Here is a 24,017-nt window from a genome sequence, read left to right as displayed (position 1 = left end):
GGATGATCTGCTTAATTAATTAATGCTTCCGCTTGTTGTACTGCATTTGTATAAGCATTTTGTTCAGGTGAATCTTCATTAATAAATGGACTACTATTTTCAACTTGTTGATGATCTTGAATCGCGTCTCTCAATGCTTTCATTGATTGATCTAAAGCTTCTGCTTGCGCTACTTTTTGAGCTACTTCGTCACGAGTAGGTACTTGGTTGATTTGTTCTTGTAGTGCTTGACGTTGTGCAGCATTTAGATTTTGTAGATGATTGATAGTTTCGTTTGCTAGTTGTTTATCTTGAGCTAATTTTTGTTCTCCGTGTAATTGATCTTTGGCATTGATAACAGCTTGTGTTGCTTGTTCAATTTGTGTTTGATCTAATGTTGGATTTGTAGCTTGATTGATAATATCTAAAGCATGTTGAACCGCTTGAGAATAATCATCTTTTTGTTTTTGATCTTCGTTTGTGAATTGACTACTATTTTCAACTTGCTGATGATCCTTAATGCTATCTTTCAACGCTTGCATTGCATTGTTAAGCGCTTCTGCTTCAGCTACTTTTTGAGCGACTTCATCTCTTGTTTGAGCATTAGTAATCGCATCGTTAAGCGCTTGTTGTTGTGCTGGTGTTAATTGATTAAATTGATTCATTGATTCACCGGCATGTTGTTTATCTTCGGCTAATTTTTCAACACCATTTAATGCTTGTTTAGTAGCATTCACTGCTTCAGTAGCTTGATTTACAGTATCTTTATTGATTGTTGGATTAGTCGTTCCCGCAATGATACTTTCAGCATTTTGAATTGCGTTGTCATAATCTTGCTTTTTATTAGGATCAGCGTTGATATATTGACTGCTATCTAATGTTGTTTGTTTATCGGCAATACTTTGTTGTAACGCATCCATATATTGATCAAGTTGTTGTGCTTCAGTTATATCATTTTTAACAGCTGTACGTGTTATTTCATTATCAATTAAAGCATCTTCCATATGTTTTTGAGCATCATTAAGATGAAGTAATTGATTAATGCGTTCCTTAGCGAGATCTTTTTCATTTTGTAATTTAGTTACACCTTGAAGTGCTTGTTTACTATTATTTACACCTTCAGTTGTTTGATTAATTACATTTGTATCTAATGTGGCTTGTTGTTCATTAATCAAATCTTGTGCATGTTGGACTGCTTGATCATAATTTTGTTGTTCTGTAGGATCCTCATTAATATACGCACTACTTGCTTTAACTTCTGCATTATCATCAATACTTTGACGTAATTCATGCATAGCTTGGTTAAGCGTACCTGCTTGTTGTTCAATTTGTTGCACATCCGTAATGAGTGGCGCCTGATTAACTTGTTCTTTTAATGCTGATTTTTGTGGATCATTTAAATCTGCTAATCCATCAATGGCTTGTTGAGCATGTAATTTAGAATCTTGTAATCTTTGTTCGCCATTTAAGTTTTGTAATGCTTGTTGAACTTGAGTTAATGCTTGTTCAACTTCTGGTTGGCTTGCATTTGGACCATGTTGTTGATCAATAATAGATTGAGCATGGGCAACAGCATCAGTATATGCATATTGTTTATTCGGATCAGCGTTAACAAATTGACTTTGTTGTTTTACGTCATTTTGATTAGCAATAGCATTTTGTAATTGATCCATTGCATGATCTAGCGCTTGAGCGTCTCGAACATGTTGATTTACGGCATCAATATCAGTAACTTGAGCAATACCATCTTGTGCTTGTTGTAATTGTGCATGATTTAGATGATCTAAGTGATCAATCGTTTGTGTTGCTTGTTGTTTAGCGTGAGTTAGGTTTTCATCACCATCTAAAGCTACTTTATTAGTATTAACAAGGTTAGCGGCTGCATTAATATCAGTTGGACTCATAACTGGTGTTGTTGCATTTATGATTTGATTAGCATCATTCACGGCATTATTATAGTCATTTTGACGATCAACAGTCGCATCATGATAATCTTCAGAATTAAGTGTTTGTTGATTATCTTTAACACTATCTCTTAAATGTTCCATTGCTTGATCTAATATTTGAGCATTTTGTTTTATTGAATCGACATCAGTAACTAATGGTGCATTTGTAATTTGTGTTTCCAAATCATGTCGTTGCGCGTCATTCAAGTGAGGTAATTGCACCAATGTTTGATTAGCTTCTTGTTTAGCTTGAGCTAAGTTTGAATTACCATTTAAATTTTGGCTCGCTTGATTTACCTTATTAGTCATTGCTTCAATTGAGCTTTGATCTTCATTAGTACCATGTTGAGGATTTAATACATTTTCTGCATTTCCTACTGCTTGATTGTATGCATCTTGATTAGCTTGATCAGCATTTAAATAATTACCGTCAGCTAATATTTGATTTTTATTATGAATCGCTTGTTCTAATTGATCCATTGCATTATTCAGACTTTCAGCAGTTTGTTTAGCAGTGTTAACAGCATCTATATTTGGCGCGTGTTCGATTTGAGATGTGAGTGCTTGTTTTTGTGCGTCATTAAGATGTGTCATGCCATTGACATCGCTAGTAGCATTTTGCTTTTCAGTTATCAGTTTTGTATCACCATTGAGGTCATTTTTAGCCTGATTTACTTGATTTAATGCTTGTGTAATATCATCTGGATTTAAAGTTGGATCAACAGTTTGATTTATGACGGATTCAGCTTGTCTGATTGCATCTTGATATGCAGTTTGTTTATCAGCATCAGCGTCGTGATAATTTTCACTACCTAAAATATCATCTTTATTTGCAATGCCTTGTTTTAAGTTGTGCATTGCATCGTTGATATTTTGTGCAAGTTGTTTAACTTGATTTACCGCTTCAATTGTTTGTGCTTGCTCTATTTGATTTGTAAGGGCATCATGTTGCGGTTGATTTAAATCAGGTAATGTATTGAGATTTGCTGTAGCATCTTGTTTAGCTTGAGCTAAGTTTTCATCACCATTTAAATCATCTTTAGCATGATTAATAGCATCAGTCATTTGATTTACAGTATCTGGTGATAGTTGTACCACCTGGTTACCATTAACAACTTGTTGTGCTTGTTCTACAACATTATCATATGCAGTCTGTTTATCTTTGTTTGCTTGTGTATAATCGATTGTTTGAGGTACTTGAGCATTTGCTTGTAATGTCTGATTCAAGTCACCCATTGCAGTGTTTAAATCATTTGCCGCTTGTTTGATTTGATCAACATTTGGAACAAGACTTGCTTGATTTACTTGTTCTTTTAAAGCTGCTTTTTGTGCAGGATTTAAGTTTGGTAAACCATCAATCAAAATAGATGCGTTTTGTTGTGCATCGTGTAGATTATCATTACCATTCAAATCGCCTTTCGTTTGATCCACACGTTGTAGAGCGTCATTTACAGTTTGTGGGTCGACGATTGCATTCGGAGTGCCTTTGATAATTTGTTCAGCATGATTGATTGCATCGCTATATGCTTGTTGTTTATCTGGGTTAGCATTTGTGTAATTACCATCAGCAATGGTTTGTTCTTTGTCTGCAATACCTTGTTTCAATGCGGACATTGCTTGATCTAAATTACTTGTTGTAGCTTTAACTTGATTTACATCATTTACTGTATTTGCTAAATTCACTTGTTGTTTTAATGCTTCTTGTTGTACAGGATTTAAATCGTGTGCGTTATTAATTTGCTCAATCGCTTCCTGTTTCGCATTTTCAACGTTTGAATTACCATTTAATGCATCTTTAGCATCGTTAAGTTGTTTCAACGCTTGTGCGATATCATCTTGAGATGCATTGTTTTGACTATTATGATCTACGATACTTTCTGCATGTGTTACAGCATCGTTATAAGCATCTTTTTTAGGTTGATCTGCATCTGAGTAATTGATACTAGCTAACGTATCTGCTTTAGTTTGTAATGCTTGATCTAATTGATTCATGGCATTATTTAAACTTTCAGCATTTTGTTTAATTTTGTTCGTTGCAGCAATATCTGGCGCTTGATCAATTTGTTGAGTTAATGCATCAATTTGCGCTTGGTTTAAATGATCTAATGTACCTAGTGTTGTTTTAGCATCTTGTTGAGCAGTGGCAAGTTTATGGTCGCCATTTAAATTATGGTTAGCTTCATTAACATTAGCTAATGCTTGTTTGATTGTGTCTGGATCCATAGTTGGATTGTTTTGTTCATTTAATAATGTATCTGCATGATTGATAGCATCATCAAATGCTGTTTGTCTATCTGGATCTGCATCATGATAATTTTCGCTGCCTTTGATATAGTCTTTATTTGCGATGCCTTGTTTCAAGGCTGTCATTGCATCGTTAAGTTTTTCTGCAGCTTGTTGAATCGCGTTAACATCAGGTACTAGTAATGCTTGATTGATTTGCTTATTAAATTCGTCACGTTGTGCTTGATTTAAATTTGGCAATTGATCAAGTGCTTGTGTCACCTGTTGTTTAGCATTAGCAAGGTTAGTATTACCATTCAAGTCATTGTTAGCTTGATTCACTTGATTTAATGCATTTTGTATGTCACTTGGTGAGACAATAACGTTTGGTACACCATCTATTAATTGTTGTGCATGGTTTACTGCATCATTATATGCTTGTTGTTTATCTGGACTTGCATTTGTGTAATTACCATCTGTTAAGATTTGATTTTTATTAGCAATACCTTGTTTTAATGCTGTCATTGCTTGATTTAAATCTAGAGCGTTTTGTTTAATTGCATTAACATCAGCGACAGTTGTTGCATCAGCAACTTGTTGTTTTAACGCATCTTTTTGAGCTTGATTTAAATCATTTGAATTGTTGATTGTATCAGTTGCTTGAATTTTAGCGTTTTGAACATTGGTATTACCGTTTAATGCATCTTTAGCTCTTTTAACAGCTTGAATCGCTTCTGCTACTTCTGTTTGTGTCGCATTATTACCGTTTGTCTTAGATAGAATGTGCTCAGCATTGCTAATAGCATTGTTATACGCTTCTTGGTTCGCAGGATCAGCATCTGTGTAGTTAACATTAGATTTAATATCATCTTTATCTTTAATTGCCTGATTCAAATCATTCATAGCATGATTTAGATTCTCAGCTTCATTTTTAATTTGATTAGCTTCATCTACTGATGTTGCTTGTTTAATTTTATTTTCTATGTCTTTTTGTTGTGCATTATTTAAGTGATCATACGTGCCAACTGATTGCGTTGCTTCTTCTTTAGCGTGTGTAAGGTTTTCATTACCATTTAAACCGTCTTTAGTGTTAGTAACTGTGTCTGCAGCTTGGTTTATGACAGTTGGATCAATAACTGGATTAGTTACTTCATTTTGAATACCTTGTGCTGTGTTGACTGCATTGTTATAAGCATCTTTATTGTTTTCACTTGAATCAATGTAATTTTGTCCATTTTTTATATCAGTATTATCGGCAACTGATTGATTTAAGTGTTCCATTGCTGTATCAACTGCGTGTGCTTTATTTTCATTTTCTTTAACTTCTGCAACAGTTGTAGATTGGTCAACTAATTGTTTTAACGCTTCTTTTTGTGGATTTGTTAAATGTGTTAATCCATCAATAGTTTGGTTAGCATTTTGCTTAGCATTAGCTAAGTTTTCTTTACCATTTAGGGCCTCTTTTTTACTGTTGACCGCATTTATAGCTGCTTCTACTTCATCTTTAGTTAAGTTACCACCTTGTGTTGGGTTCAAGATTGTTTCAGCATTTGAAACTGCATCAGTGTAGTCTGTTTTCTTATCAGGACTTGCGTCGTTGTAATTTTGACTATTAAGGGTTTCAGCTTTGTCATTTAAGCTATCTGCAAGTTGTTCCATTGCATTATTTAAAGCTTGTGCATCATTATTTATTCGATCGATATCAGCTAATGTTTGTGCTTGATCAATTTGATGTTCAATATTTTCACGTTGAGCATTGTTTAGATGATTTAAGCTGTGAAGTGCTTGATTTGCATTATTTTTAGCATCTTCTACTTTACGGTTACCATTTAAATCTTGTTTCGCAGTATTAATTGCAGATAATGCTACTTCAACTTCAGCTTGTGATGAATTTGATCCAGTAGTTGGATCTGTAATTAATTGAGCATCATTAATAGCATGATCATAAGCACTTTGTTTAGGTTGATCAGCGTCACTATAATTAACACTTTGATGTACTTGATCTTTATCATTGACTGCGTTAATTAATTGTTCCATAGCTTGATCAAGTGAAGTTGCTTTAGCTTTAACTTGTTCAACAGAAGCGACATTTGGTGCGTCTTTAAGCTGTTGTGTCAAGTCAGCTTGTTGTGCTTGATTCAAATGACTTAAATGTTGTAGATCATTCGTAGCAATTTGTTTTGCATTATTTAAGTTTTCTACTCCATTTAAATCTTGAGTTGATGTTTTGATTTGATTTAATGCTTGAGTCACAGCCTCTGGATTTAATGTAGGTTGTGTTGCTTCATTAATCATACTTTCAGCATTTGTAATGGCATGGTTATAGTCATCTTGATTGCTAGTATTTGCATCAACGTAAGGCTGACTTGCTTGAACATCATGTTGTTTTGCAACTTCTTGGCGTAAGTCAGACATAGCATTATTTAAATTGCCTGCATTAGCTTTAATCTTATCAACATCAGGAAGTTGTTTCGCTGTGTCGATTTGGTCTTGAATACTTTGACGTTGTGCATCTGACAATCCAGTCATTTGTTGTAAAGCATTGGTTGCTTCTTGTTTAGCATTGGCAAGGTTTGTATTACCATTTAATCCTTGCTCTGCATTATTTACATTTTGAGTTGCAGTAGTAATATCTGCAGGATTAATAATGACATCTGGTGTACCATTGATTAAATTTTGTGCACGTTGATAAGCATCTGTATATGCTCCTTGTTCTTGTGGACTAGCATTAGTGTAATTACCATCTGCAACAATTGTATCGTGATCTGCAATCGCTTGTTTGAGTTGTTCCATAGCAGTATTTAATGCATCAGCGTTATTTTGTAAATCTGTTACAGCCGCTACCGTTTGTGCTTGATTAACTTTTTTCTTTAAGTTCATTTTTTGTTGTTCGTTAAGATGTGGTGCATTTTCAATCGCTTGAGTAGCTTGAGATTGTGCATCATGTAAGTTTTGTGCACCATTTAACTCGTGTGCAGCATTTGTAACAGCTTGCATTGCTTGTTCAACTGCTTGCTGATTACTATTTGGTCCTGTTGTTTTAGCTAATATATCGTCTGCATTTTGTAATGCTTGATCATATGCTTGTTTTTTATCAGGACTTGCGTCAGCGTAATTTTGGCTATTTAAGATATCATTTCGATTAGCAATTGATTGTTGTAATTGTTGCATTGCTTGATCTAATGCTTGGGCAGTAGCTTCAATTTGATGTACAGCTTGTACTGAAGGTGCAGTAGCAATTTGATCTCTTAAATTGTCACTTTGAGCATGATTGATGTGATCAAGTGCATTTAATTGAGTATTGGCTTCGTTTTTAGCATTTTGAAGGTTAGTATCACCATTTAATTGATCTTTAGTTGTATTAACTTGATTTATCGCAGATTCTACTTGTTCTTTTGATAAGTTATTACCATTCACTGGATCTAAAATAACTTGAGCATTTGTAACTGCATCATCATAATTTGTTTTTCTATCAGTATCAGCATCAGTGTAATTGATTTGTTGTTTGATAGATGCTTGATCACTGATACTATCTTTTAATTGACCCATCGCAGTATTTAATGCAGTTGCTTGATCTAATGCTTGAGCAACTTGAGACAATGTTGTAGCGCCATTGATTTCATTTTTCGCAGCTTCACGTTGGTGTTGGTTTAGTTGAGTATCATTATTTAATGTTTGTAATGCATCTGTTTTAGCTTCTGATACTTTTTCTTCACCATTTAATTCTTGTTTAGCGTGATTAACATTTTCAATAGCTTGTTCTACTTCAGACTGTGTAAGATCATGTCCAAGGTCTTTATCAAGTGTATTTTGTGCTTGATGCACTGCGTTAGAATATGCAGATTGTTTGTTGGTATCAGCATCAGTATAATCTACACTTTGTTCAACATCTTGATAGTTATCGATACTTTGTTGTAATTGTCTCATTGCATGATTTAAATTTTGTGCTGTTTGTTTAGCTTGTGCTACTTCAGCTAATGTTTGGGCATTGTTGATACGATCTTGAGCAGTGTTTGTTTGAGCATGATTTAAGTTTGAGTAAGTGCCTAGATCTTGAATAGCTGCTGTTTTAGCCTCTTGAACTTTTTCATCACCATTCAAATCATGTTGTGCTTGGTTCACATTTGCTAAAGCTTGCTCAACTTGAGATTGAGTAAGATCATTTCCATGATCTTTATCAAGGATACTTTGTGCTTGAGTAACAGCATCTGTGTATGCTTGTTGTTTATCAGTATCAGCATCAGTATAATCCACGCTTTGTTCAACATCTTGATGATGTGCTATACCCTGTTGAAGTTGTCCCATTGCATTATTAAGCGTATTTGCCTCTTGTTGTGCTTGAGTGACAGCTTCTAATGTTTGTGCATCATTGATATGTTGAGTAGCTGTATTAACTTGAGCATGATTTAAATTTGCATACGTACTTAATGTTTGCTTAGCTGTAGCTTTGGCTTCTTCAACTTTACGATTACCATTAAGGTCTTGTTGCGCAGCTTTTACTTTTGCAATGGCTGCTTCAACTTGAGATTGTGTGGCATTCGTACCATTGGTTGGATCTGTAATAGCTTCGGCTTGGGTAACTGCATTATCATAAGCTTGCTGTTTATCAGTATCAGCATCAGTGTAATTCACACTTTGTTGAACATCGTTATGATTAGCAATTGTGTCTTTAAGTTGACCCATTACTGTATTTAATGATGTAGCTGAATCTTTAAGTGCGTTGACAGCTGCAATATCATTAGCTTGTTGTACTTGATCATTCAAAGCATTGATTTGATTTTGATTTAAATGATTCATTTGACCAATATCATGTTTCGCAGTTTCTTTAGCTTGAATTAAGTTTTGTGCACCATTTAATGCTGCTTTTGTTTCATTTACTTTAGTTGCAGCTTGATTAATTTCAGTAGCACTCATGTTAGGTTGACTTGTAGCATCGATGATCGCATTTGCTTGATCAATAGCCGTATTGTAGTCATTTTGATTGCTATTTGATGCATCTAAATAATTTTGCCCTGTTTTAATTGATGGGTTATCTTGAATGCTTTGACGTAATGCTTCCATTGCTTGATCGAGTGTTTGAGATTGTGTTTTAACGTTATCAACATTTGCTACATTTTGAGCTTGTTGAATTTGACGTTTTAACTCATCCTTTTGTAAATTTGTTAAGTTTTGTAGATCATTAATCGCATTAGTAGCATTCGTTTTTGCTTGTTCTAAAATCTGAGTACCATCTAAAGCATCTTTAGTAGATGTTACTTGTGCTAAAGCTTGTGCAACAGCATCTTTGTCTAGATTTTGACCGTGTTCTTTATCTAAAAGTTGTTCCGCAGTTGAAACGGCTTGATTATAAGCTTGTTGTTTTGATGGTTCGGCATCGATATAGTTTTGACTATCTAATGTTTGTTGCTTGTTAGCAATGCCATCTTGTAATTGAACCATTGCTGTGTTTAGCTCTGTAGCTTTGTCGCTTTGTTGATTCACATCTGCGACTGTTGTTGCATCATTAATTTGCTGTGTTAACGCTTCTTTTTGAGCATTATTTAATGATGTTAAGTGTTCTAAATCAGCAAGTGCTTGAGTCTTCGCATGTTCTACATTTTGGTTACCATTTAAAGCTTGTTCTGCAGTTTGAACTTTTTGCATTGCCGCTACTACATCGGTTTGTGATGTATTAGGACCATGTGCTTTGTCTAATATTTGTTGCGCTTCTTGAATCGCATTTGAATAATCTTCTTTGAGATTAGTATTAGCATCTGTATAGTTCACTGATTGTTTAATTGCTTGTTGGTTTGCGATAGCTTGGTTTAATTGGTCCATCGCAGTGTTAAGATCATTCGCACTATTTTGTGTAGCTGTTACATCACTCACATGCGTTGCTTGATTAATTTGTTGTGTGAAATCTGCTTTTTGAGCATCAGTTAAATGGCTTAAGTTATCTAAATGAGTTAAGGCATCTTGTTGTGCATGTCTTAAGTTTTCTGTACCATTTAGCGCTTTTTCAGCAGTCGTCACTTGAGTTGCCGCTTGTGTAATTGCATCAGGATCCATTGTAGGTGTTGCAATTGGGTTAATGATTCCATTTGCATTATCAACTTGACTATTGTAAGCATCTTGTAAATTTTGATTAGCGTCTGTGTAATTTTGACTCGTTTTAATATTAGATGCGTTAGCGATACTATCTCTTAATGTATGCATCGCGTCATTGAGGACAGTTGCTTTATTTTGAGTAGTAGCAATATCAGGTAATGTTTGTGCTTGTGAGATTTGTTGTTTTAACTGGTCTCTTTGAGCATCATTGAGAGAAGCTAATCCATCAACAGCTATTGTTGCATTTTGTTTAGCTTCACGTAAGTTTTCATCACCATTTAAGTCTTGTTTTGCAGCGTTAACTTGTGATGTAGCATTTGAAATTTCACTAGGAATTAAAACTGCACCTTGCGCACCATTAATGATAGCTTCTGCATTATCAACTTGATTTGTGTATGCTTGGCGTTTATCATCGCTTGCATTGATGTAATTACCGCTTGTTAATGTATCATTCTTATCAGCAATAGCTTCTTTTAAGCTAGTCATATTGTTGTTTAACTCAGTAGCTAATTGTTCAATTGCTTTTACATCTGCAACACGCTTACCGTTAGATACTTGCGCTTTTAAAGCATCTTTTTGAGCATCGTTTAAATCAGGACTGTTATTAATCGTATTCGTTGCATTACGTTTAGCGTCTTCAAGGTTAAGTTCACCATTTAACGCTTGTTGTGCTTGATTAATTTGGTTAATAAGATTTTGAACTTCGTTCATTGGTGTATTAGGACCTGATTGTTGGTTTACAATGCCTTGTGCAGTATCTAAATACATATCATAATCAGATTGTTTTGATTGATCAGCGTCTAAGTAGTTTTGAGTTGCTTGTACTGATGTTTGATTGTTCACTAATGTATTTAATTGATCCATTGCACCATCTAACGATTGAGCCTCTTGTTTAATTTGATTTACATCAGCAATATGATTTGCTTGATTTATATTTGTCTCAAAAGCTTGTCGTTGCGCATCAGTTAAATGTGTTAACGTGCCTAAATATTGTTGTGCATTTGTTTTCGTATCATTTAATTTTTGATCACCATTTAATGCTTTTTTAGCTGCCACAATTCGTTGTAACGCTTCTTCTACTTTATCTTGAGATGTATTAGGACCATTTGTTTGATCTAATATAGCTTCAGCAGTTGTTACACTTTGATCATAATCAGATTGCTTAGATTGATCGGCATCAGTATAATTCTCAGTTGTTTTAACTTGTGGTGCTTGATTCACTTCAGCTTGTAATTGTTGCATTGCTTGATTTAAATCATTAGCCATTTGTTTGACTTGATTAACATCACTAATATGTGGTGATTGTGAGATTTGATTGATTAAATTCGCTTTTTGTTGATCGGTAATTTGACCTAATGTATCTAAATATTGCTTTGCATCTTGTTTAGCTGCTTCTAAGTTTTCATCGCCGTTTAATTTAGTTTTGGCAGAAATAACTTGTTGTGCCTTGCTATTGATCGCATCAGCATTCATTTCAGGATTAGTCGCTGCATTAATAATATTTTCAGCATCAGTTACTGCTGAATTGTATGCTTGTTGTTGATCTGGAGATGCATCATGATAATCTTCATTATCTTTAACAGTTGTTTGGTCAGCAATGCTTTGTCTTAATGTGTCCATAGCTTGATTTAATGTGTCAGCATTGTTTTGAATACTTTGAACATCACTAACTGTTTGACCATGATCAATGTCATGCGTTAATTGCGCTTTTTGAGCATCTGTTAATGATGTAAGTGAATTTAATTGTTGTTTAGCATCTTGTTTAGCTTGTTCTAAATTCTGTGTACCATTTAATGCTTGTTCGGCATTTTGAACTTGTCTTAAAGCTTCTTCTACTTGCGCTTTATTTTTATTTGGACCTGCTTGATTAAGAATGTCTTTAGCCGCTTGTACTGCAGTTGTGTAATTCGCTTTATTATCTGGTGAAGCGTCTTGATAATTTTGACTATTTAGTACGGTAGTCTCATTATTGATACCATTTTGTAAGTCAGACATCGCTTGATTTAAATCGTTAGCAGTTTGTGTTAACTGTTCGATATCAGCAATACGATTAGCATGATTGATATTGTCAGTCAAACTCGCTTTTTGAGCCTGATTTAAATGAGATAAGCCATCAAGTGCAGTAGTTGCTGCTGTTTTAGCTTGGTCAAGTCTTTCTTCACCATCTAAAGCATCTTTTGTTTGGTTAACGTTATTAGTCGCTTGATTAATTGTATTCACATCAAGTGTTGGTTGTGATGTTTCATTAATGATAGTTTCTGCATTTGTTACAGCATCATTGTAATTTAATTGTTTTTGCTGCTCTGCATCTATATAATCCTCGCCTTGTTTAACATCTTCTTTATTAGCAACTGATTGTTGTAAGTTTGCCATAGCGCCATCAATGTTAGTAGCAAGTTCTTTCGCATTATTTACTGTATCAATTTGATGTGCATCATTGATTTGTGTTTCTAATGCTTGACGTTGCGCTTGATTTAAATGTGTTAACTGACCAAGAGCAGTAAGCGCTTGTTGTTTTGCATTATTAAGGTTGGTATTACCGTTTAATGCTTGCGCTGCAAATGTGACTTGTTTTAATGCATGATTGACTTCATTTGATGTAAGTATAGGACTTTGGCCTGTACCTTCAACGATAGCTTTTGCTTGATCATATTTATTGTTATAAGCCGTTTTTAATTCAGGGTTCGCATTGACGTAGTTATCACTTTGAATAAGTTGATCGTGATTGGCGATACCTTGTTTTAATGCTGTCATCGTATTATTTAAATCGTCTGCATTTTGCTTAATGTCATTAGCTTGTTGAACATTTTGTGCTTTTGAAACTTGTTGAATTAATGCATTTTTTTGCGCTTGATTTAAATCACTTGCCCCTACAATTGTAGCAGTTGCTTCATCTTTGGCGCGTTGTAAATTTTGTTGCCCATCTAATGCAGCTTGGCTTGATTTAACAGCTTCAGCTTGTTGATTGATTGTCGTTGGATCCGTGATAGGTTGTGTTTGACTATCAATAGTACCTTTTGCATCATCAACGGCATTATCATAACTTGATTTGATAGATGGTGTTGCATCTATATAGTTAATACCTGTCTTAATTTGATCATTATCAGCAATACTGTCTCTTAATTTAGTCATTGCATTATTTAATTGATTAATATCATTTTGTAAAGCTACAAGTGCCGCATGATTTGGTGCAGCATTAATTTGTTCTTCTAAACGATTACGTTGAGCATCATTTAAACTTGTTGCATTTTGTAATGTAGTTAATGTTGGTTGACGATCTAAAGTTAGATTAGAGCGTGCTTGATTTAAATCCGCTTCATTTGTTTGTGCTTGTGCTACTTTAGCTTTAATTTCAGCTACAGTTGGTTGACCTGCAATAAGTTGATTTGATTCATTTAATGTTTGTCTTGCTTTACCTAACTCTTGATGATATGCCTCTAATGAAGCGGCTGTCATACCATCAGTATCAGTTGGTTGATTAATACTTGCTTCTAAACTATTTTTCGCAGCTTCTAATGGTGCTTTATCAGGTGTTAAATGCGATTGAGCTTGATCTAAATCAGATTTAACGCTATTAGCTTGAGCTACATTAGTATTAATATCTTGAACTGTTGGATTGCCATTAAGTACTTGTTTGATGGCTTCAAGTTTTTCTTTAGCTGCATTTAATTTGTCATTAAATGTATTAATAGAATCTTGAGTCATACCATTTGTATCAGTGTTATTTGCAGTATTAATACTTTGTTGTAATGCATCTTTTGCAGCTTCTAATGGCGCCTTATCGACTGTTAATTGTTGACGTGCTTGGTTTAATGCATTAGTTACATTATTTGCTGCATTAGTGTTGGCATTGATATCATCAACGGTTGGATTACCATTTAACACTTGTTCTATCTCACGAAGTTTTTCACGAGCTACATTTAATTTGTCATTATAATTTGCAACTGATTCTTGAGTCATGCCATTAGTATCAGTTGGTTGATTGATACTTTGTTCAAGTTCAGTTTTAGCTTGTTGTAATGGCGCTTTATCAACTGTTAATTGTTGACGTGCTTGATTTAATGCATCTTTTGCAATGTTTGCTTCATTCGTATTTGAATTGATGTCTGCAACACTTGGTGAACCATTAAGTACTTGAGTAATAGATGCAAGTTTGGCTTTCGCTTGTTCAAGTTTTTCATTATACGCATCAACAGATGATTGAGTCATGCCAGTCGTATTTGTAGGTTGATTAATACTTTGTTGTAATGCATTTTTCGCAGCTTCTAATGGTGCTTTATCAGGTACTAGGTTTTGACGAGCCTCATTTAAAGCGTCTTTGGTATTTGTTGCTTGGTTCACACTGTCATTGATTTGAGCGACAGTTGGGTGGTTATTTAAGACGCGATCAATCTCTTTTATGTTTTCTTTTGCAGCATTTAATTTTTCGTTAAGAGCATTAATTGAATCTTGTGTCATACCTGTTGTATCAGTACTTTGAGCTTCATTAATTGCATCTTGAAGTTCAATTTTCGCCTGTTGTAATGGTGCCTGATCTGGCGTTAAGTTTGAACGTGCGTCGTCTAATTCAGTTTTAGCATCATTTGCTGCTGTTGTATTTGTATTGATTTGATCCACTGTTGGATTGCTATTTAAAACTTGATTAATTGTGCTTAGTTTTTCTTTAGCGGCATTTAATTTTGCTTGATAAGCATTAATCGTATCTGGTGTCATTCCAGTAGTATCAGTAGCTTGATCAATACTTTGTTGTAACGCATTTTTCGCATTTTCTAATGGTGTTTTATCTACTGTTAATCCGTTACGAGCTGTATCTAGTGCTGATTTAGCATCATTTGCATGTGCAACATAATCTCTGATTGTAGCTACGTTAGGATGAGATTGTAAAACTTGATTAATCTCTTGTAACTGTTGTTTTGCAGCATTTAACTTTTCGTTATAATTTGCAACTGATTGATCAGTCATACCTGTTGTGCTTGTTGCTTGATTAATATCATTTTCTAGATCAACTTTAGCTCTTTCTAATGGTGAAACATCAGGTGTTAAGTTTGCAATTGTTTGTTTCAATGCATTGTATTTATCTTCTACTTTTGCTTTTTCGTTTGCGATATCTTGTTCTGTTGCGTCTCCATTATTAATAACTTGTTGTGCTGCTTCGGATTCAGTTTGTGCAGCTTGTTTGGCTTGTTGGTATGCATTAATAGACTCAGTTGTCATGCCATCTGTTGATACTGTTTGGTTAATCTCATCATCAAGTTTGGCCTTCGCAGTTTTAAGTTCACTATTATTAGCTAATGGTTGCAATTGATTAATTGCTTGTGTAATACGTTCATTCACTTGGTTAACTTGTCTTAAAGCATCTTGAACTTCTTGAACAGTTCGAATTGGCTTATTAATAATTGCGTTGGCATTTTGACGTGCTTGAGTTAAATCAGGATTAAGAGCTTGCATCGCTTGATTATAAGCTGTAATACTAGCTGGTCTCATTCCTGTTGTTGTACCGGTTCTATCAAGTTGCTGAACTGCCTGTTGTAAAGCACTAGTATCCGCAGTTAAATCCGATTTGGCTTGATTTAATGCATTTAGTGCATTTTCCACATTTTGTTTTTGTGTTGCGATTTGTTGTGGTGTTGCATCACCATTATCAATGACTTGTTGTGCTTTAGTGATTTCCGATTGAGCAGCTTGTCGTTTCGCATTGTAATTATCAATACTTTGTTGTGTCATACCATCTAAAGAAGGTTGTTGATCTATAGATGTTTGCAAATCATTTTTGGCTTGAACTAATTCATGATTATCAGCTTTGTTTTGAAGTAATGCTTTAGCTTGATCAATTTTCGCTTGTGCTGCTTGAACGGTGTTTAATGCTTGTGTCACTTGTTCAGGTGAAGCGAATTGATCTTGAATGACTTGTTCTGCTTGAGTCATAGCAGTATTGATTTCATTTTGTGCATTCGTCATAGCATTATTAAATTCAGTTATACTTGCTGGCGTTTTGCCATCAGTGCTGATTGGATCATCTAAGTGATTGACTGCTGAAATTAAGTCACGTTTGTCTGACTTAGTAAAAATCGTTTCAGTAATTTGTTCTGTACTACCATCATCATACGTGATGACAACAGGAATAGTTGTTGTACTGCCACCTGCAAGGTTAACAGGTAATGGTGTACCTTGTTTTATTGTTGCATTATGTTTGTTTAGAGCTTGTACCGCATTATTAATGTCTTCAGGCGTTACGTTTGTACCGAAATCTTTCACAATTTGATTAATAGTAACAGTATGTGCATTAGGTATATTATATGTGTTTGTGTTTGTACTTTCTGCATTACCTGTTCCAGCTTTAGATATCATTGTGACATCACTATTAGGTTTGATTGTATTTGCATTGAAAGTTACTTTACCAGTAGCACTATCTAGAGTGACATAACCAGGTTTGTCTGCAATTGACCATTGTCCATTAGAACCTTTAACAACTTGTAATGTTTTTGTCTGTTCATTAGTGTTACCTACTTGTTCAATATAAGTAATCTCTAACGCTGTTGTTGGGTTAACAAGGTTAGTTGGTGTATTATTTGGTGCGATTTCTACTTGTCCGTTTTCCCAAATGTGTGAAGTAGCCTGATTAGGTTGAGGTGCTACAACTGTAAACATTTGACTAGGTTGTTCGTCACTTATTAACTCTCCATTACCTTGTGTTGCAATGACTTGAATATTGTCTGATGGACTGAATGTTCCTGGCGCAATGGTAATACCATTAGCTGAACCTACTACACCGTTCACGCTTTGTGCAGAGGCTTCTTTGGTCCATGGACTAGTACTATTATTACGAACAAATGTTGTGATGACTTGTCCGTTATGTTTAATAACTAAACGATCTGCGTACGTATCGATATTACCTGTACGTGTATTAATAGATTGGTTTGCACCGGGTGCTATTGTAATCACACCTTGTTTGGATTCAGAAATTTGAGGTACAGATGGTTGTACATTTCTAATGATAAAACGTGCAGGTTGTGACGTTGCGAAAGGTTGACCATTATATAACACATCATATTTTGCATTTAATACTTGAGCAGAACTTGGTTTGTTTAATGCATTCCAACTTTCACCATTTGTACCAGTGGTTGCTTGATTCCAACGATATGTGAAACCTTCAGTCGGTAAGCCGCTATTATTCACAATATGTTGATATTGAGATGCTTCTATACCACGTGCAAATGTAGTGCCTATAGTTGTTGTATATTCATTTGGGCTGAAATTAAATTGATATACATTCAAGCTAACAGGAACTTGAACAGGTGTTGTAACGCCAGGATATGTCACATTGACTGTCAAATTTTGAACGCCAGGTTGACTCGTACTTGGTAGTGTTTGATTTGCCCAATCTGCAGTAATGCCATTTGTATTGGTGTTAGGATCAAATGTAATATAATTTATTGCTTCTGTACCTTGAGATAGTTGACCGCCTTGTACCTCACGTGTTGATGCTTTTGCATGTGCCACTGGGTAAATTTTGACTGGAATATCTACATTTCTTGTACCTTGTCCATTCGGTAATGTAACAACTGCTGTTTTAGTAAAGTTACCTACATTATTCTTCCAATTATCTGCATTGTCTTGCCATACAGCTGTAGCGCCTTGAGGTAATTGATCGATATAACGTGCGGCACTACTAAAGTCATTTTGCGTATCGTCTTTTATGAAATGAGCACCATCTGGAATAGCGTGCAATTGTGGTGTTACACGTACAGGATCACTGTCAAATGAGTCGACTGTAATGTCTTGTGTGACATCTTGAACTTGTCCTTGGTTATTTTGAGTAGTGTAAGTGATATTTCTAGTGAATAAGCTTGTTTTGGCTTTGATTTCACCATCTGGTAATGCATCACTTACGACTACAGTTGCACTATGACCTGGACCATATGTTGTATTTGAGATTGCAAGTGGTGTGCCATCTGTTTTAAATAATGTGACTGGTGATTGGTTTAGCACATTATTAATTTTGATATCTTGATTAGTTAAACCTGCTTTGAATAACACTGTATTGCTATCGATTCTAGGTGGATCTGGTCGGATGTTTACTAAAAATCTAACATTTTCACTTTGACCATTGGCATAAGTTACGCGAACCACCCTTGTTTGACTACCTACAAGATGAAGGTTAGGCGGCATACTTCCGCTACCAACAAATGAAAAGCTCATATTTTGTTGATTATTATCCCATGAGTGATTGATAGGTTTGAGATAATCTTTTGGATTATTTGGATTATCAATACCTGGAATAGGCGTGACCCTACTTGTTACAAAGACTTGTTTCGGAATTGTTCGAACTACCATATATGATGATTCTTTAATAATTGGTGTTGTTTCACCATCGAATAAGATATTAGCTCTTACAGTAATACTTTCACCTATACGAGTATTGTTTTTATTTGGTGTGTTATTAGGAAGCCATGTAATAGTGGCATCTGGAACTGGATCACCGTTTTCTAAGGTGAAGAAATCATTTGGTGAAGCACCTTTACCATTAGGGAAATCCTGTCCTTGAATGGTATATCTTGGACTAGCTACAACGTTATATATGATGTGTTTTACTGGCACGGTAACTGTTGATGTTGATCCATCAGCATACGTAACTGTAACAGTTGCTACAGGCGATTGATTTGATCTACCCACATTACCAGTCACAACTTTACTTCTAATTTCATTTGCACCAGAAGTCGCATATGGTCGTGTACCTGCAATATTAGTAGTCGTAACACTATCGATAATCTTTTGTTGATCAGCTTGTGAAATTGCTGCATTATCACGAATATTTGCTATTCGAATTGGATTTCCAACAGTTGCATTTGTTGTCACTCTGTATTTATCTTTTAATGGTTTAACTGTGACGTTAAACGATTGGTTAGTTGTGTTTCCACTTGTATCTGTCGCAACTAACGTAATCGTTTTATCGTTACTTGAAGTAACATTTGGTGCATGTAACGTTACTGTTTGATTATTATTGCTAACTGTGCCATTTACTTGAGAATTAGGTGCTACTTGTACACTTCCTAAAGCATAATTATCATTCGCTGCAACACTGTTTGTGAATGATTCACCAGAATACACGACATGATTATTGTAATTACCAAGAGACAATGTTGGATTCACACTATCGCTAGGCACAAAGTATACGTTAATAACATCAGTTGTATTTGCTTGATTGCTATTAATCGCTTGTAAATAAGCTGGCGGACCATATGGAGATAAGAATAATTGCGCTCTATATACAGGACTATTGTTCCCTGTAATCGTATTGTTCTTTATCACATGGTCTATTGTAAATGCTGGTACGCCGTTTTTAGCAGATTCATTCACATTTGTTAGGGATGAATTAGTTTTATTTGAACTTAAGTTTGAATAAGTGATAGGTTGACCACCATAACCATGACTTGTTTCAACTAAATCTAAAGCTTGGATGATTTTTCCATTATATGTGAATTCACGCTGTCCCGCAGCGTCTGGAGCTGTTAAAGAATAACCTACTGAATTATAACTTGGCGTTCCACCTGCTTCTGCCAATGCTTTTTCAGTACCTCTAATATTAGTTCTTAAGCCTGGAATAGTCGTATTAGCTGTAATCAGCTTTAAAACATCATTTGCATTAATCGTTCTTCCAGAAGTTGCATCATAACGATAGATTAATGATTTATGATCTTGTGACCATTGGAAGCCGCCATCTGTTTGACGTCCAGGTATCGTTTGACTTGTCCACCCTACAGTATAGTCATTAGGGAAGTTGACCCATCTTAAGAAATTCATATTCGTTGCGTTAGATGTAAATGACTTTTGTAACTTATCTTTAATAACATTTACCGTTATAGTACTAGTATTAGTGCCGTTTGATGTATTAGTAATAACAATATTATTATCAGTCAATTGTAATTGATTTCGATTAGCATTTATAAATGCTTGTTTTATTTGTGCTTTTTCATCATCAGTTACATTAAATGTTGAAATACGATATACACGTTGGTCACCTGTTGGTTGATTTACATCTACTACTTTTAATTTTAAAGTTAAAGGTGCTTGGTCTTGTCTATAAGCATCACTTGCATTTAAACGGTACGTATATGTACCAACACCTAATTGAGATACTTGCGCAGAATTTGGTAGTGAATTAACTGCAGTGATAGTAAATAATGAACTATCTGGCAAATCTGCGCCATTACTTAAGGCAAAGTATTGTTTTAAATCACCAAATTCAAATTGTTGTCCTCTAGCTATCGTCACTGTTGCTTCTTTAGTATTGTTACCTTCAGCATATATTGCTTTTCGAACTGGTTCGTAAGTTATTGCATTACTGATTGAAATACGATCAGTTGACCCATCTTTATAATTGAAACTAATCATTTCTGTTGATGGAATATTAATTGGGCTTGAATTTTCTAAATATGGAATGATATTAGTGTTAACGGCTTTTAAAGCGTTAATCACATCTCTTTCTTCAGTACGAGTTAACTCTCCAGGATTAACTACATTAATTTTTTGAACATTAGGTAATACAATTGGAGAAAAATCATTACTCATTTGGCCAATATTGATTGCAATTTGTTTAGATTGACGATTATTGGTTGTATTATTGTTGTTATCTGTTGCAGAAACATTGAATCTGATTTGACTATTGAATGGTTGATTATCAGATACAATTCCAGTAATTCTAAGCGTGCCACCCTCACCATTTGCGTTTTGTACAAATTGAGAAGTCCAACCTTGTGGTAATCTACTTACATTTGTAGATTTAATTCCAGTACCATTTGAACCGTCTGTAATATCAATTGTAAAGTTGACTTGATCGCCTTTATAATATTTATTTTTTAAACCTAAAGGATTACCAATTGTTGGTGGTGTGTTGTCTGCTTGTATTTCAACAGCATTACTAAAATTAGATATCACATTGTCATTGTAATAAACGATTGCTCTGATTACACCAGTATTTGGTAAGTTCTGTACATAGTCTCCTTGATTGAATGTCACACTATTACTTGTACTTGAAGGCGCTGCAGAAGCTATAATATCGTAATTTCTTGGCACTGAAGCGGGATCATTTGTACCATCTTGTGCTAAGTTTCCGGTTACAACTAAATAAACAAGGGCATTAGGATCTGCAGGTACATTAGAGACTGTAATAGTTGGTGTAGTTCCACCTTTACCTCTTAATTCTCGAACAGTTGTATCGATTTGAGGTGGTAATGGTTTGACTCTAATTTCGAATGGTTGTTCTTTTTTACGTAATCGCACTGTACCTAAATAATCACCAGGTGCAATATTACCGACCAATTCAAGGTTTCTTTCTCTGTTATTATTAGTTCTTCCTGCAGCATTTTCAATTCGTAGTGAGCTTGGGACACCTGTAATTTCCCAATCATTATCAGTAAATTCTTCATTACTTGATATTTGAATGCGTAGTGGTTGAACATAGTTAGATGTGTTACCACTGCTTGTATAACTATTACCCATATTACCTTGAAATACATTGAAAACTGGGTGTCCTGCTGATTTAGACTCTGGTAATTCTGCACGGTTATTTGGATTGTTATTTGAGAAAAATCCAATATTATTTTGAAGTTCAGGTTTTACATATAAATAAACTGGCATCAAGGTTTCGTCATTACCGTATCCATCTTGGATATCGAATCCAAGATTTAACTTAATAGGGTTACCAGTTCGACTAGCATTTGTTAGGGTATCGTTGTTGATAAGTTTATAAATTTCAAATTCATTTAATGGTGCAACACCTGGGCCACGAAAACGATTATTAGGTAATGATGGATTATAGAATCCACCTACATAGCGACTAGGTTTTTTAGCATAGCTCATTGGATCAGAAGCAAAGTCTTCCGAATTTTCATTATTCGAATCTAATATATATTTTGTGACTTCTCTTCTTGCATTTAAATCATATACATTCTTTGAGTTACCCAGATGATATGTACGATTAATAACTTCTGTTAAATTTTTAACTCGTTCTGTAAAATGCTCTAGAGGCTCTACATATAATTCGTTATAGCTAAATAATTGTCTATATTCTAAGGCTCTACCACCAGCTGCATAATAAAAACGTTCAGCAGTACTACCTTGTGTTTTAAATTGTAATGTATAGCTAGCATTACCTTTGCCGATAAAAGCATACAATCGATCGATACCATAAATTTGGTTTGGAAATTCACCGTTTAGTAATGTAAAATTTTGTTCTCCGTTTGTTTTAGCATCATCTGATGCATTTTGTTCGTGTTGGAATTCAGGTGCACGTGCAAATTCCTTAAAACTATTAATATGAATTGTTGGTTCATCATAAAATGTGTAACCTGTACGTGGGCCTTGTACGAAATTAGAGGCACGAGAACTATCGATACCGCCTGCAGTACGCCACATGAAAGGCAATGATAATCCTTCTTCAGTACCAACACCTAAACTACTTACTTTATTTGAATTGTCTGGGTTTTCGATTGTAAATCTAACTGGACCTACTGGAACTTGTGGATCTGGTAAACCGAACCAAAATACCATGTGCTCGTGCATTCTATGACTTTGATTAAATTTAATCGTCCATTCATAACCATCTTTTAATCTTTTAGTAGTGACATAAGCAATACCTTTTGAATCTGAGGCTCTTAAAGGTATCCAAGGTGTATTAGGTAAATAAAATGGTTTTCCTTTATTTGCTGCATAAATGTATGTACCTTCAGGGTAACCTGATCCATCATTTGGATTGTCTACATAGTAAGATGTGATGGCAGATTGATAACTGTCTGATGATTTTGAATCTGCTGCACGCTCTTGAATTTGATGGTCGAGTCTTATTTGAGATTGACGCTTAGGTAATGTGCGTAACGTTGCTACTGCTTGTTCTAAATCTTGATATGCAAGTTGTAACGATTTATCACTAATTGGTTTATTGCTTCCAAGTAAAGTATTAACTTTATCAAATGCATTCTTAACTTGATCAAGTGTTGGTTGATCCACTTTATCTCTATCTATAAAGCGATAATCATGATAATTAGCATCAAAGAAAGCTTGTAACGAATCTTTATTTATTTTCGCCGGTTGCTTTAATTCACTTTCTTGTTGTATGCTACTATGTTTTACATTATTCACGTGGGCAGTTAACTTATTTTTTGCTTTATTTACTACTGCATCATTAGTATGATTATTTTGTTCTAAATCATTTGAATGATTAGAATTTGCTGTTTGATCTGTCGTTTGAATCGAATTCTTAGTATCTGTTGAAACATTTTCTGTAATTTGGTTGTCTGCACTTTCTTTATCAGTTTGAGACATCGTAGTTTCTTTAGATGGTTGTTCAGAAGTTATAGTTCCTTCATTAGTTTTGTCATTATCTAATTGGTTAGCTAATGATGTATTGATATTAGATTTCGAATCGTCATTAACCTCATCTTTTTGATGAAGGATTTGTTGTGGACTAGTTACTGTCTCACTTAATTCATCGGCTTGTGCATGAGAAGCATTGAAACCTAAAAAGACTAATGTCGCAATGACAGTTGAAAACGTACCAACTGTATATTTACGAATACTAAACTTCTGTAATTTCTCACGATTATTCACAGCTATTGTTCACTCCTTATCTTGTTGTTGTGTCTATGATGTTATGGTTGTGATAGATATGTAGGTCTGTTTATTATAGTTATGATTACAAATATGTTGTTTCGTCATAATTGCTATGATTTATCAAATAAATGATAAAAAACAGACAAATCTTCATACATCACAACATAATGTTGA

General features: G+C 34.6%; 1 protein-coding gene. It reads right to left on the bottom strand.

The annotated features are described in order from the left end of the window. Positions 1-11: 11 nt before the first annotated feature. A complete protein-coding gene (gene ebh / locus LPC11_RS06810) occupies positions 12-23,840 on the bottom strand; it encodes a hyperosmolarity resistance protein Ebh (RefSeq protein WP_443028892.1) in 23,829 nt (7,942 codons plus the stop codon). Positions 23,841-24,017 lie beyond the last annotated feature (177 nt).

Source organism: Staphylococcus sp. HL28, assembly GCF_021117155.1.
Taxonomy (GTDB): Bacteria; Bacillota; Bacilli; order Staphylococcales; family Staphylococcaceae; genus Staphylococcus; species Staphylococcus warneri.
This window is presented reverse-complemented; position numbering and strand designations above follow the sequence as displayed.